Genomic DNA, 13,409 nt, shown 5'->3' on the forward strand with positions numbered 1-13,409 from the left:
CCCCTGTGCCCTACGACGTGAGTATCCATGCCGAATGCTTCCGCGCATGGCGGAAAGGTGCTGACCAGTGTGCTGCTGGGCACCTTTACCGTCAGCCTCAATAACAGCGCCCTGAACCTTGCCGTGGCCGAACTGATGGTGGTCTTCGATGCCGACGCCACGGATGTCAGTTGGGTGGTGACGCTGTTCATGATCACCATGGGCATGACCATGCCACTGACCGGTTACCTGGCCGACCGCTTTGGACGCAAGCGAATCTATCTGCTGGGCCTGTGGGGGTTTCTGGCGAGCTCCGCGCTCGGCGCCATGGCCCAGAGTCTCGCCGGCATCATCCTTGCGCGTGGGCTGCAGGGCGTTGCGGCGGGGCTGATGATCCCTCTGTCCCTGTCGCTGATTTTCTCTGCCTATCCCAGCGACCAGCGAGGCCGTGCCAGCGGAACCTGGGGCTTCGCCGTGATGATCGCGCCGGCCATTGGCCCGAGTGTCGGCGGGCTGTTGCTCGAGATCAGCCACTGGCGGGCGCTGTTTCTGATGAACATGCCGTTTGCGCTGCTGGGGCTGCTGTGTGGCTATCGCTATCTCTCGGCAGAACCTTCCAGTCGCCGTCGTCAGTTCGATCTGCCCGGCTTTGCGTTGATCACCCTGGGCATGGGCGCGGTGCTGTTCTCTCTCAGCCGAGCAGAAACGCTGGCGGATCTCCTGCGCTTTCAGGCCTTACTCCCGCTCACGGGCGGTCTCCTGGCGCTTGTGTTCTTCGTGCGCGTCGAGCGACGCGCACAAACGCCCTTACTCGATCTGTCGCTGTTTTCCCATCGGGGGTATCGCCTCAGCGTCATCCTGGCCTGCCTGCAGTCGATCATCCTGTTTGGCTGTATTCTGCTGGTACCGCTATGGATGCAAAATGCGTTAGGATTCAGCCCGTTGACCACGGGTCTGGTGTTTCTGGCCACCGCCCTCGCCGCCGCCTCGTGCTCGCCTGTCGCGGGACGGCTGATCGACCGTTACCCGCCACAGTGGTGTATCGGTGCCGGGCTGATGGTCACCATGGCCAGCCTGTTGGGGCTCGGCACCCTGACGGAGGCCACGCCGGTGTGGATGATCGGGGCCTGGATGGGTCTGCGCGGCATCGGCCTCGGCTGCGCCTATCTGCCTGCCACCACCATGGGCATGAAGGACCTTCCCGAGCAGAGCGTCGCCCAGGCCTCGGCCATGAACAACATGGCGAGGCGCCTGGTATCCTCGCTCGGCATCGTCGCACTCTCCATCTACTATGACATGGTCGTGAATGCCGCACTGCATCGAGGGATTCCCTATACTGAGGCGAGCGCCGCCGCCCTTCACCATGCCTTCCTGGCACTGGCGGCGATCGCCGTGTTCTGCCTGCCGCTGGCATGGCGGCTGGGCCAAGCCGTGACACGGCAGCGTCCCACGCCGCCAAGCGATGCTACATCGCTCGAGCCCCCTTTGAAGATAGCATCCGCCAGGAGGCTGGAATGAAGACTCATGCCCAGGCCCGACGCCTGTGGCTGGCGCTGCTGGTGTCTTTCATGCCGGTGGCGTCCACCGCTGCCCTCGTCGCGAACGCCCCTCAAGGCGGGCGCATCGTCGCCAATGCGTTCGGCGACACGCATATTCCCGCCACACCGCAGCGGGTCGTCACTCTCTACCAGGGCGCGACGGACAGCGCGGTGGCGCTCGGCATCATGCCGGTCGGCGTCGTCGACTCCTGGCTGGAAAAGCCCATGTATCGCTACCTGCGTGACGCGCTCGCCGACGTCGAGCACGTCGGCCTGGAAACCCAGCCCAACCTGGAGAAGGTGGCCTGGCTGGACCCGGACCTGATCGTTGCCACGCGTTTTCGTCATGAGCGGATCAGGCCGCTGCTGGAGATGATCGCGCCGACGGTCGCCACCGGCAGCGTCTTCGACTTCAAGGCTACCCTGGCGCTGATGGCCGAGGCCACGGGCCGAGAGTCTCGCGCCCGAGCGTTAATGCAGGACTGGAACGACCGCGTGGCGGACTTTCGCCGGCAAATTGCCGACAAGCTGGGCGACGGCTGGCCGCAGAAGGCCGCCGTGATCCGCTTCAAGAGCGATCATGTCCGCATCTATTCCACGGGATTCGCCGGCTCCATCCTGAACGAGCTGGGGTTCGAACAGCCGGATTCCGTGCAGGACCAAGGCTGGGGCATGAAGCTGACCAGCGAAGAAAACATTCCGGTCATGAATGCCGATGTGATCTTCGTGATCCTGGAGCCGGACGACCCCGCCATCACCCGGAACTACCGGCACTGGCGCTCTCATCCCCTCTGGCAGCGATTGGACGCTGTGAGGAACGAGCGTGTCTTCGAAGTGGATGCGGTGAACTGGATCATGGGCGGCGGCATCCTGGCCGCCAATGCCATGCTGGATGATCTCTACACCCATTACAGCCTCGACGACCCCTACCGAGAGCATGCGACGCCTGCGCTGGAGATGCCGGCCGAAACAACGGCTTCATTGCCGGCGGCGTCTACCACTTCTACCCCTTCCTGCGCCGGTGAGGTGTCCCGGGTATCCCACGCTCGAGACGAGGAGCCAGCCGCATGCTGAGTGGCCGTCTTGCACGGGTCCTGGGACTGCTGCTCGGCGCGATGCTGGTCGCGGCGGCCTTCGTGGCGAGTGTCATGCTGGGCACCACGGATATCGCCCCGCCGACCTTCGCCCAGGCGCTGTTGCACTACGATCCCGCCCGGGTCGCGCATATCATCATTCGCACGGAGCGCCTGCCACGCGCTGTCATCGCCGCGCTGGTCGGCGCGAGCCTGGCCATCGCCGGCGCCCTGATGCAGACCATGACCCGCAACCCCCTCGCCTCGCCGAGCATCCTGGGAATCAACGCGGGGGCCATGTTCTTCGTGGTGATCGCGGTATCGCTGCTGCCCCTCCATACACCGGCCGAATATGTCTGGGCGGCGCTGTTGGGGGCCTTGGTCGCGGCCTGTCTGGTGGTAGTGCTGAGTCGCGGTCGCCAGGGGGAGTTGTCGCCGCTGCGGGTCGTCCTGGCGGGGGTGGCCATCACCGCCATGTTCGTCTCGTTCAGCCAGGGCCTGCTGATTATCGACCGGCAGAGCTTCGAGAGCGTGCTCTATTGGCTGGCCGGTTCCGTGTCCGGACGGGAGCTGTCCCTGGTGGTGCCGCTGCTGCCGCTCTTCGGCGCCGCCCTGCTGCTGTGTACCCTGCTCGTCAGGCACGCCAATGCCCTGTTGCTGGGCGATGACATGGTCAAGGGCCTCGGCATGCGCGCCGGCACAATCAAGCTGTTGCTGGGCCTGGTGGTGATTCTGCTCGCCGGCAGTTCGGTCGCGCTCGCCGGCATGATCGGCTTCGTCGGCCTCATCGTGCCGCATATGGCGCGGGGAGTTTTTGGCGTCGACCACCGCTGGCTGCTGCCGGCCTGTGCCCTGCTGGGCGCAAGCCTGTTGCTACTGGCCGATGTGGCATCGCGCCTTCTGATACCCCCCCAAGGTGTCCCGGTGGGGGTGATGACCGCGCTGATCGGCACGCCCTTCTTCATCTATCTGGCGCGCAGGAAGCAGGCCTGATCATGACGCACTCCACTTCCCTGACACACCCGGGCGACGCCACCGCCGATGCCCGCCAGGCTCGCTCGCTGGGCATCGCCGCCCTGCTCGTACTGGTGTTGCTGGCCAGCATGGGCCTGTCACTAAGCCTCGGCAGTTTCCCCACCCCGTTCGGGAAAGTGTGGCATACGCTGGTCACACCCCAGGACAGCGACATCGCCTTCATCGTCTGGGAGTTGCGCCTGCCGCGCATCGTGCTTGCCGTGCTAGTGGGAGCGGCGCTGGCCGTGGCCGGCGCCATCCTGCAGGGGATCGTGCGCAACCCGCTGGCCTCGCCGGACGTGATCGGCATCACCAGCGGCGCCGCCATGGCCGCCGTAATTTTCCTGGCGCTGCTCGGCACCGGCCTGAGCATCCATTGGCTGCCGGCCGCCGCGCTGCTCGGCGCGCTGCTTTCCGCCATACTGGTGTTCTTCCTGGCCTGGAAGCATGGCATCACGCCCTCGCGCATGGTGTTGGTCGGCATCGGGCTCTCCGCCGCCATGGGCGCCGTGACCACCCTACTGATCGTGGTCAGCGACGACGCCGCCGCCATGTATGCCTATGTGTGGCTGACCGGCAGCCTCTACGCCGCTCAGTGGCAGGACGTGTTCGGCATGCTGCCCTGGCTGCTGGCCACGGTTCCCCTGTGCCTGGTCTATGCACGCCACATGGATGCCATGGCGCTCGGTGACTCCGTGGCTCAGGGGCTGGGCGTGAACCTATTGCGTAGCCGGCTGGTGCTGATGGCCTGCAGCGTGGCCCTGGCGGGCGCAGCCGTGGCCTTTGCCGGAGGGCTCAGCTTCGTCGGCTTGATCGCTCCGCATATCGCCGCTCGCCTGGTGGGCCGGGGCTTCGCCCGGCTGGTTCCCGCCGCCGCCTTGATTGGGGCCCTGATCGTGCTCTACGCCGATCTCCTCGGCCGAGTGGCGTTCCAACCCAAGGACTTGCCCGCCGGCATCTTCGTCTCGGGAGTAGGCGCACCCTTCTTCGTCTATCTGCTGCACCGGACCCGCGATCGTCATTATTGAAGCGGCCCGACCGTCATCACTCACTCCATGGCAGACCAGGGAAAGCCCATGTTCCATATCGCACCCCGCCAGGACACCGTCACGGCGCAGCAACGGCAACGCTATCAATCCCTTGCCACATCCACCCTGGGGCATTTCACCGACTTCGGCGCCATCACTTCCCTCGCGCCGATTCAACGTCCCGCCCGGCTGCTCGGCACGGCCTTGACGGTCAGGATTCCTCACGTCGACGGCAGCGTCATCCGCGAGGCGCTGAAGATGGCCTGCCCGGGCGATGTACTAGTGATCGATGTGTCCGGCGACCATCGTCGCGCCTGCTGGGGCGAGTTTCGCGCCTACGCGGCACTGCGCAAGCAACTCGCGGGCGTCGTCACCAACGGCGCCATCACCGACTGGGGCGCCCTGTCCCGGCTGAACCTGCCCACCTACGCCCGGACGACCAGCCCCCTGACCACCCGGGCGCTGGAGCTGGAAGGCGAGATCAACGTCCCGGTCGCCATCGACGGCGTCACGATCAATCCGGGCGACCTGGTGGTGGGCGACGACGACGGGCTCTTCGTCATCCCGCCGCATCGCGTCGACGCCCTGGCCGAGGCCGCCGAGGCCAAGCAGGCCCAGGAGCAGGAAAAGCGCAGGGCTCTCGAGGCCGAGTTCCCCGACTGGTTCCGCTAACAACGCCGCTCCGCTGAACACGCCGTCCCTATGAAAAACACCGCCCGACGTTCTGTTGGGCGGCGTTCACCTCAGACCTCGATCACTCCCTCGGTGACCTTCTCATGGGCTTGCCGTCGTACCCGCACGAAGGGGTTGCAGGTCGAGCTGGTGCCGAAGGGCATGCTGCCCGGTCCGCCCGCGCGCTCGATGATCGGCGCGATGAGACGCTTGTAGGGCCATTGTTCCCGCTCGAAGAGCTGCTCCTTGAGCATCCCGCGATCGCGATCGTCGAAGGGGATCGCGTCGATCCGGGCCTCGAGGCGGGCGGCCATCTCACGCCAGAGTTCCTGGGCCTGCAGCGTGTAGTGATCCGCCAGGGTGTCGATGATCGCCCGCAGATTGACCTGTATCGCCAGCGTCTGCAGCCAGAAAAGCAGGGCCTCGAGACTGTCGTGATACAGGGTGTTGGCATGGCCGGGCTTGATGCAGTAGCACGGGTCCTGCATGCCGTGTTGCTCGAGGCGCGCGACGCTGATCCGCAGGGAGTCATGGTCGCGCAGCAGCAGCCCGTGGCACCGCCCCGCCTTGAAGACCAGCACGGCATTCTGGCCATGCACTTCCGCCAGCATGCCGAGCCGGAACATGCGCAGGTTGATGTCGAAGAAACTGTCGCAGAGCTCGCCGAACAGCGCCTGTACCGAGGCGGGGCTGGCCGTCATGCCGCGCTGTACCAGCCAGTCGTCGAACACATGGTGTTCGCCCCCCGGCAGCGGCGTCCCCAGCGTGGCCATGGGCACCAGGCGCACACCCGGGTCCCCCAGCAGGTCGCGGGGGTAGCTGCGCACCATGGCGGACAGGTGCCGCGGCGCCTCGTCGAACAGCGTCGCCCCCTCCGGCATGTAGGCCCACCACTTGCTCTCATCGCACAGGTAGAGCGCCTCGGCGAGCCGGGCGTCCTTCTCCCTGGCCTGGTGCAGCAGGCGGGCGCTGAGATCGCCATTGAACATCTTGACCGCCGGCAGGTAGCGCGAGGCGCCGAGCGAATGGATGGCCATCGGCAGTTTCAGGAAGTGCGGGCTCGCTGTGGTCGGGGCCAGCGAGCGCAGCGACGAGGTCGCCAGCCAGGGCTCGGTGACCGTGTCTAGCGAGACGCAGTCTCCCGCCGCGAAGGCCGCTTGCAGCCAGTGGGGAAGCGCATGCGCGTGCTGCCAGGGGTGCACGGGAATGGCGACGTGGGTCCGGGCCAGGCCACGCGACGCCAACTCATCCTCCAGGGCTCGGCGGCTCTCGTCACCGGCGAGCCACTGCACCGGCACGGGGCAATCCTCGCCGACGCCGGCGCCGGTCATCACCTGGTCGCGGGCCATCGCCACCCAGCGCAGTTGGATGGGGGCGTTGAACTCGGCCATGTAGGCGCGATACTCGGCCTCGCTGAGCCCCTGCTTGGCCTTTGCCGTGGGGTGATAGGGCCGATCGAGCAGCGACGCCCACTGCTCCATGATCGCGAAGTGCTCGGCCGTGTCGCGCCCCGGCAAGTCGTGTGTCTCCACTCGGTGCGCCACGGAACTGGCGGCCTGCCAGAGGCTGTCGGCAAGCGCCTTGAGAAACACTTGCTGCCCCTGCCCCAGGACCTGCTCGTCGTCGTCCGTCACGGACCCGAAGACACGGCGCATGAAGGCGGCGGGATCGAGTGACTCCCACTCCCCGCGCTCGTGATCCCTCACGATCACCGGGGTGTGTGGCACCTTCTCCCACGCCTGAACGATACCGGGCTGCAACAGCATGGCGATGCTGTGGTGCGGGTCCTGCCGCCAATGCCAGAAGCGCTGCGAAGGGTTGCCGCAATGAGCCTGGAACAAATGCGCCTGGAACACCGGCAGTCGGGTGAGCCAGTCGTCGGCCTCGCTGGCCGCCTGCCAGGTCGCGCCGAGGTCATCCAGCAGGCCCTCGACCAGCAGGCCGTCCACCAGCGACTGCAGGATCTGCGCCTCGGCATGGCGCGGGGCATCGAGAGATTTCATGGTCGTCAACTCCGTAGACGTGAAGGAGATAGCGGGGTCGGTACGCTCGAGCACGGTGTCAGCGCTCGACCGATCAGAAGGAAAGGGAACATTCGCCATCGGTGAACTCATGACAGGGAAGCCTCGCTTTCTATCGGCGCCCGAACATCGCTTTCTACCGACGCCCTGGCCTCGCTGTTTACCGGCGCCCTGGCTTCGCCGAGCGCCCGCTGCAGGGCGCGAAAGGCGATGCCCCGTTCGTCGCCCAGCATGAAGGTGCTGACGCCACGCGCCTGCCACCCGGCCTTGGCCTCCGCGTGACGCAGGAAGGCGCAATAGGGAATGCGATGCTCGCTCGCCGTGCGCTGAACCGCCTCCAGCGCCTGGACGACGTCGGGATGGCCGGGCTGCCAGGTCACGCCCAACGACTGGGACAGGTCCGCTGCTCCCTCCAGCACCATGTCGAGGCCCGATACCGCGCAGATCGCCTCGATCTCCGCCACTCCCTGGCGGCTCTCGATCATGGCGACCACCATGATTTCCCGGTTGGCTTCGATGACGTACTCCGCCAGGGAGGCCTTGCCGAAGGCGCCGGGCCGCCCGGCATTGAGACTGCGCTCACCCTCCGGCGCGTACTTGCAGGCGGCCACGGCACGCTCGAGGGTCTCGGCGTCCTCCACGTTGGGCAGTACGATTCCCTGGGCACCGCCGTCGAGCAGACGCAGCAGGGTCTTGGGGTCGGCGTCCGGCACCCGTATCAGGGGCGTCAATTGGTAGCTCTCGGCGGTGCGGATCATGTGCTCGACGGTTTCCGGGTTGATCAGCACGTGCTCGGTGTCGATCACCACGAAGTCGAAACCCGCTTCCGCGATCAGCTCGATGGAGGCGGCCGTGGGCAGGGAAGCCATGATGCCGTGGGCCTCCCTGCCCTCGGCCAGCGCCCGCTTCAGTCGGTTGGTCCTCAGCATGCTGCCTCCTCGCCCGGCGCGAACGCCGCCAGCGGATTGGGGACGTGCTTGACCTGGGGGGCGGCATCACCAAACAGACGACGGCGGGTCAGGGCCTCCACCTCCCAGCGGGGCGCGAAGACATCGAAGCAGCGGTAGCGCTCGCCGTGCTGCGGATGGGCGCGCTGGTAGGCCTTGATCACCTCCGCCGTCATGGCCCAGAAACGTGACTCGTCCAGGCCGAAATGCCGGTGCAGGAAGATCGCCATCTCCGCCAGGGCGATGAAGAAGAAGGCATCGCAGGAGTAGTCGCGGACCGCGTCCGGGTCATCGGTGACGATGAAGGAGTTGCGGTTGAGGGCAGCGTGACGCTCGGGCACTGGCTCCAGGGCCGGGGCCAGCTCGGGGCGTGCCAGATGCGACGTGCTAAAGCGCACGCCGTCATGGAAATCCTTCAATGCCACCCTGAGCGGCCAGCCATCGCGATGAATGACCACGATGTTCTGGCCATGGGACTCCATCCCCACGCCCTCGGCGAACAGCAGATGGATGATCGGCAGGGTGGCGACATGCACGAGCTGCCGGGTCCAGGCTTCCAGCCCGTGGCGCTCCACCCAGGGCGCGATGAAGGGGACGGCGGGCGCTCCCTCGGCGTCTCTGGTAAATTGGCTCAGCCCATTGAAGGGCACGGCCCGCTCGCCATCCTCAAGGAACTCGCCGATGTTCTGGCGCCAGATGGCGCCGACCTTGCCGTATACATCGTTGTAACGGGTATCAGGAAAGGCCCGCTCGTCCAGCGCCACGCCGGCCACCTCGCCGAGAATCACGAACCCCGCTTCCCTGGCGGTGGCATCCGTGTCGATGAGTCGCTGAAGCCACTGGGTGATGATCGGCCCGTTGGTTACGGTGTGGCGCGCCAGGATGCGCGTGCTGGATGTATTGGTGATGCTCATCGCCAGCTTGAGATACGGCTTGTCCGACTCTCGGGGGGCCAGGGTACGAATCGACTGCTGCGCGGTATAGGTCGTCTCGCCCTCGCCCAACAGGGCGATCTCGCCGTTGGCAAGCTCCGGGTACAGCGCCGCAACCAGGGCGTTTTCCCACTGCCAGGGATGCACCGGCATCAGCACGACGTCGTCTCGCGCCAGTTGGCGCTGCACGAGGTAGTCGTCCAGGCTCGCCAGTACGCGCGGACCGGCGTCCTTCGTGACCCGCTCGGCAAGCGCCACTCCGCTGACGGCTCCCTGATGCGCCAGGCGCTTCGGCACGGCCAGCCACCCTACCCGCAGCGGCTGGGCGAACTCCGGTCCATAACGCTGATTGTCCCGCAAGGAGAAGCCGAGCCGCGACTTGTAGCAGGGGTGGTAGCTGTGTGCATCGGTGAAATACTGCTCCAGGGCATCGGCATCCAGCGCCTGCGGTGTCTCGTTAAAAGGCACTGGCCAGGCGGATGACTGCACGTCCTTGATCAGGGTCTGCGTCAGTTCGTTGACAAAACCGGGCTGGATCGCCACATCGCCCAGCGCCACCTCGAGATCCTCGATGAACCGCTGCAGGCTCACCGACTCCGGCGAGCCCGCCGCGCCCTCGACCACGAGGGTGGAGTGCGCGAGGCGGATCAGCTGAAAGCTGTGGCACTGCCAACCGCTCACCCGATAGCGACGCTTGCCCAGCGTCAGGGTGAATAGCATGGTACCGGCGATATCGGCCTCCGGCCCGGCGACGGCCTCGTAGGGAAGCACGTCCTCGTAGAGCAGGGTCTGCAGCAGCTGGCCTACGACGCGCTGCTCGATACGGGCGTGATGCCGCCAGTGCAGCGAGGAAGCGAACGGCGTGGAAATGGACACCGGGGCGCCGGGATCGCCCTCGGCTGCCGCAGCCGGCGGCAGAACATGTTCATAGGATGGCATAAGGTACCCTTAACACTAGGAAAATGGATCGGCGAAGCGACTCGGTCAGAACATCGGCTCAGCTCGCTGGCTCGGCGTGCCGCTGGTCTCGCGTCTCGAGTTCGCGGCTCTCGTGGGCGCTGCGGACGAAGAACTGCTCGGGACGTGGGTGGCACAGGAAGTCCGCGTGAGAGATGTTGTAGCCGTAGGCGCCGGCCAGCGGCAGCACCAGCAGATCGCCCACCGCCACCCCTTGCAGTTCCTGCCCGCGACTCAGAACGTCCTTGGGGGTACACAGCTGCCCCACCACGGTCCAAGGCTGACGCTCCCCCTCGCCCGCCCGCTCGGGGTCGCGCGGCAGGTGAATGACCGGGTGATCGTGCCCTTGGGCCGCGGGCAGGCGGAACTGGTGGGTACCGCCCCGACAGACGAGAAAGCCTTCCCCATGGCTGACCTTGGTATCGAGCACCTCGATCGCGTAGTAGCCGCAGAAGGCCGAGAGGAAACGGCCGATCTCGAAGCGCACCCGAGGCGGCTCGTGCATGGTCGCCAGACGCTCTCCCAGGGCCTGACATAGGCCGGACCAGTCGAACTGCGCGGACGGCTGGAGCGAGGACGGTTGTAGATAGTTCACGCCGATACCGCCACCCACGTTGAGCTGAGTGACCCGCTCGGGGTGGCGTGCCAGCGCTCGCCAGCGAGGCCAGCGCTCCAGATAGGACGCCAGCAGCCGCTGGTGTCGCTGCTCGCAGGTCTGGTGCGACATGGCGTGAACATGAAAGCCGACCAGCGTAAGGTTCGAGGCGTCATCCACCGCTCGCACAGCTTCAGCCAGCTGCGCCTCATCGATGCCGAACGGCGTGGCGGTGCCGGCCATTCTCAGGCGGCTGGAGAGATCCGCGGGCAGCGCGGGATTGATGCGCAGCAGCACGGGCTGCAGGTGATCCAGCGAGGCCGCGATCGCCTGCAGGCGGGCCACTTCCCCGAGGCTTTCGACATGAAAGGCCTCGACACCTCGCGTCATGGCGTCATGCATATCGGAATCCAGCTTGCCCGGTCCGGAGAGCACCCAGGGACGCGGCGTCGAACAGGCGCAGGCACGCGCGATCTCGCCGCCGGACGACAGCTCCAGCCCATCCACGACCGGCGCCAGCGTATCGATGATGGCCGCCTCACTGTTGGCCTTGATCGCATAGTAGAGCTCGACGCCGGTCGGCAATGCCGCCTGCATGGCGCGGCCGTGGGCGGCGAGCGCCGGAAGGTCATAGAAGAACGCCGCCATGGGCTCGCGGCACGCCCGGCGATGCGCGGCGATGGCGGCGAGGATGTGCTTGGGAATCATGTTCTCGGAAATCGAGAGATGCTCAGCCATAGGCCACCTCCCGGCCCATGGCCTGGGTGACGCGCCAGGGGTTGGGCAACGCCACGTACTGGGCCTGCCGGTCCGCCTGGGCCATCAGCCGTAGCCTGAAGTTGGTCTTGCAGGGCAGGTCGCCTCCCGCCAACAGCGCATCCAGCTCGGGGGCCGACGTGCCCAGGATCTGTCGCACGCGACGCAGCTCGCCCAGGGTGTCCTGCCACAGCGCATCGCCAAGGGCCGGACGCTGCCAGCTCAGCGCCAGGATCGCCTCGGCGGCATGATTGACGAGCAGGCAGTAGGCAATGCGATTCCAGCCCTGCTCGCGACGGTAGGTCATCGACTCCCTGACGCGGGGATGCAGTGACTCCCCGGCGAGCCAGTCCACGCCCTTGTCGCTGGTCAGCTTGACCCCTTCGAAGTCACGCAGCAGCATCTGCCGAGGCATGCCCTCGTCATGGATCAGCACGCAATTCTGCAAATGGGGCTCCATGACGATGCCGTGGCGGAAAAACAGCCCCATGACCGGCGCCACCAGCGTACCCAGGTAGGCCTGGAACCACTGCCGGACACGGCCTTCCGACGGCAGGGTGTCGCCGCCACCGGCAAGCGACGCTCCGTCGATGAAGGACAGCACCATGGGCGCCAGCTGGGCATCTCGCGCAAACAGCGTCGCGCTGAGCAGGCAGCGCTGCGGCGAGAACCGCTGACAGAAGTTTTCCCGCAGGATCACGCCGGTCTGTTCCCGGAACCAACGCCTGTCGGTCTCGTCGCCCGCTGCCGGCGCCCAGTGCACCGTGGCCGGTTCCTGTGCCACACACAGCCCTTCCAGGGCCGCGTCCTTCTGTTGGGCGAGCCGATGCATGATGCGGTCGACGACCAGCGTACTCTCCAGCTCGTACCAGGCGTTCTTGCGCACACAGTTGGTGATGCGCACATTGAGCGATCCCTTGATGAACCAGGGATGTCCCTCGATGTACCAGGTGCGCATGGACACGGTGGGCGCGGCGCGCCAGCCGCTCTGTCCGAGATCGCCGATGACGCCGTCCCCGATCAACGCCGCCACCCGGGCATCCTGACGGAAAAGATCGGCCTGCACCGGGTGCATGCTGAGCACCACGCGATCGCCATCCTCGGCACGGCTTTGGTCCGCCACATGCGGCAGCACGTCCAGGGCACTCAACCGATTGGCCTGGACACTCAGCCCGGCCACGGGAAAGGAAAATTGGTACAGGGCCGTGGTGGCGCAGAATTCCGGCGCGTAGGCAGGCTTGTCCTGCAGCAGATGGGGCGGCCACTGCCTGGCCTTGGGCGTGGGATGATTGGGATGGCCGAACCACAGCCCCTGCTCACTGCGGCGATAATCCGTCAGCGGATGCAGCCTCGGTTGTTCGACGGCGTGGGCGACGATCGTCGTCATGACGTCCTGGCTCTGCACGACCTGATCGCATAACTCTTGATTGAGCCTACCGTCATGCCACTGACAGTGTTCCAGCAGCGCGGAAACCAACCCCGCCATCTCGGGGACGTGCCAGCCAGGGGCCCCCGCGTCCCGAATGTAGGCATCGGAGAGGTAGAAGTGGCTCCCGATGACCGAGCGCCGGTCCACCATCACGAACAGCGAAAGCGATTCCGACCATTCGATCTTAAGCGGCGTGCCATGCAGTTGCTCCGGCAGGCCTTCCCGCTGGGCTGGCCATCGATAGGACAGGGAGTCATGGGGTATTGCCACTTCCTTGATGATGCAATTCAGCAATGCATGCGTCGATGCATGTCGGCTCGTCTCGTCGGGTAAACGAGAGCAACGGGCGTAGCTCATATGGCCTCCGCAAGAATGCGTCCTTTTTAAAGACCCACCTGCCCGGTAGCCGGCCGCTATCGACGCAAGCCCCCTATCCTCGTCGGTGGCTTTTCCGCCGTCGGCTTCTGG

General features: G+C 66.1%; 10 protein-coding genes. 5 read left to right on the forward strand and 5 right to left on the reverse strand.

Features of this window, described 5'->3' with window-relative positions:
* The first annotated feature begins 27 nt into the window (after positions 1 to 27).
* Genes BLR92_RS12845 through BLR92_RS12865 form a run of 5 tightly spaced genes read left to right on the forward strand, consistent with a single transcriptional unit; the run spans position 28 to position 5,304 of the window.
* Positions 28 to 1,497 (forward strand): DHA2 family efflux MFS transporter permease subunit, encoded by a 1,470-nt coding sequence (locus tag BLR92_RS12845; RefSeq protein WP_089729183.1) that lies wholly within the window; start codon positions 28 to 30, stop codon positions 1,495 to 1,497.
* On the forward strand, positions 1,494 to 2,591 hold the full coding sequence (locus BLR92_RS12850) for an ABC transporter substrate-binding protein (RefSeq protein WP_089729185.1): 1,098 nt from the start codon (positions 1,494 to 1,496) through the stop codon (positions 2,589 to 2,591). The genes BLR92_RS12845 and BLR92_RS12850 overlap by 4 nt, the downstream gene beginning before the upstream one ends.
* Positions 2,585 to 3,583, forward strand: a complete 999-nt coding sequence (locus BLR92_RS12855; RefSeq protein ID WP_089729186.1) for a FecCD family ABC transporter permease — start codon at positions 2,585 to 2,587, stop codon at positions 3,581 to 3,583. Before BLR92_RS12850 ends, BLR92_RS12855 begins: the two co-directional genes overlap by 7 nt.
* A 2-nt stretch (positions 3,584 to 3,585) precedes the next feature.
* Positions 3,586 to 4,632 carry a FecCD family ABC transporter permease gene (locus tag BLR92_RS12860; RefSeq protein WP_089729188.1) on the forward strand — a complete coding sequence of 349 codons (1,047 nt, stop codon included), beginning with the start codon at positions 3,586 to 3,588 and terminating at the stop codon, positions 4,630 to 4,632.
* Between the two features lie 48 nt (positions 4,633 to 4,680).
* Positions 4,681 to 5,304 (forward strand): RraA family protein, encoded by a 624-nt coding sequence (locus BLR92_RS12865; protein ID WP_089729191.1) that lies wholly within the window; start codon positions 4,681 to 4,683, stop codon positions 5,302 to 5,304.
* 71 nt (positions 5,305 to 5,375) lie between these two features.
* On the opposite strand, the gene BLR92_RS12870 is transcribed toward BLR92_RS12865, so the two are convergent.
* The 5 genes from BLR92_RS12870 to BLR92_RS12890 form a co-directional block, all read right to left on the reverse strand.
* Positions 5,376 to 7,307, reverse strand: a complete 1,932-nt coding sequence (locus BLR92_RS12870; protein ID WP_245704204.1) for an IucA/IucC family protein — start codon at positions 7,305 to 7,307, stop codon at positions 5,376 to 5,378.
* A gap of 107 nt (positions 7,308 to 7,414) precedes the next feature.
* Positions 7,415 to 8,254, reverse strand: coding sequence for an HpcH/HpaI aldolase family protein (locus tag BLR92_RS12875; RefSeq protein WP_089729194.1), 840 nt, complete (start codon positions 8,252 to 8,254; stop codon positions 7,415 to 7,417).
* Entirely contained in the window at positions 8,248 to 10,143 is a 1,896-nt protein-coding gene (locus tag BLR92_RS12880; protein ID WP_089729196.1) for an IucA/IucC family protein, read from the reverse strand. The genes BLR92_RS12875 and BLR92_RS12880 overlap by 7 nt, the downstream gene beginning before the upstream one ends.
* A 58-nt stretch (positions 10,144 to 10,201) precedes the next feature.
* Positions 10,202 to 11,494 carry a type III PLP-dependent enzyme gene (locus tag BLR92_RS12885; RefSeq protein ID WP_217636585.1) on the reverse strand — a complete coding sequence of 431 codons (1,293 nt, stop codon included), beginning with the start codon at positions 11,492 to 11,494 and terminating at the stop codon, positions 10,202 to 10,204.
* Positions 11,487 to 13,298 carry an IucA/IucC family protein gene (locus BLR92_RS12890; protein ID WP_089729198.1) on the reverse strand — a complete coding sequence of 604 codons (1,812 nt, stop codon included), beginning with the start codon at positions 13,296 to 13,298 and terminating at the stop codon, positions 11,487 to 11,489. The genes BLR92_RS12885 and BLR92_RS12890 overlap by 8 nt, the downstream gene beginning before the upstream one ends.
* Positions 13,299 to 13,409: the final 111 nt, after the last annotated feature.

Origin of the sequence: Modicisalibacter muralis (assembly GCF_900102945.1) — a bacterium.
GTDB classification, from domain to species: Bacteria; Pseudomonadota; Gammaproteobacteria; order Pseudomonadales; family Halomonadaceae; genus Modicisalibacter; species Modicisalibacter muralis.

Excerpts from the sequence above, each read along its gene's own strand:
- BLR92_RS12845 (WP_089729183.1), top strand. The coding sequence starts at position 28 with ATGCCGAATGCTTCCGCGCATGGCGGAAAGGTGCTGACCAGTGTGCTG.
- BLR92_RS12850 (WP_089729185.1), top strand. The coding sequence starts at position 1,494 with ATGAAGACTCATGCCCAGGCCCGACGCCTGTGGCTGGCGCTGCTGGTG.
- BLR92_RS12855 (WP_089729186.1), top strand. The coding sequence starts at position 2,585 with ATGCTGAGTGGCCGTCTTGCACGGGTCCTGGGACTGCTGCTCGGCGCG.
- BLR92_RS12860 (WP_089729188.1), top strand. The coding sequence starts at position 3,586 with ATGACGCACTCCACTTCCCTGACACACCCGGGCGACGCCACCGCCGAT.
- BLR92_RS12865 (WP_089729191.1), top strand. The coding sequence starts at position 4,681 with ATGTTCCATATCGCACCCCGCCAGGACACCGTCACGGCGCAGCAACGG.
- BLR92_RS12870 (WP_245704204.1), bottom strand. The coding sequence starts at position 7,307 with ATGAAATCTCTCGATGCCCCGCGCCATGCCGAGGCGCAGATCCTGCAG.
- BLR92_RS12875 (WP_089729194.1), bottom strand. The coding sequence starts at position 8,254 with ATGCTGAGGACCAACCGACTGAAGCGGGCGCTGGCCGAGGGCAGGGAG.
- BLR92_RS12880 (WP_089729196.1), bottom strand. The coding sequence starts at position 10,143 with ATGCCATCCTATGAACATGTTCTGCCGCCGGCTGCGGCAGCCGAGGGC.
- BLR92_RS12885 (WP_217636585.1), bottom strand. The coding sequence starts at position 11,494 with ATGGCTGAGCATCTCTCGATTTCCGAGAACATGATTCCCAAGCACATC.
- BLR92_RS12890 (WP_089729198.1), bottom strand. The coding sequence starts at position 13,298 with ATGAGCTACGCCCGTTGCTCTCGTTTACCCGACGAGACGAGCCGACAT.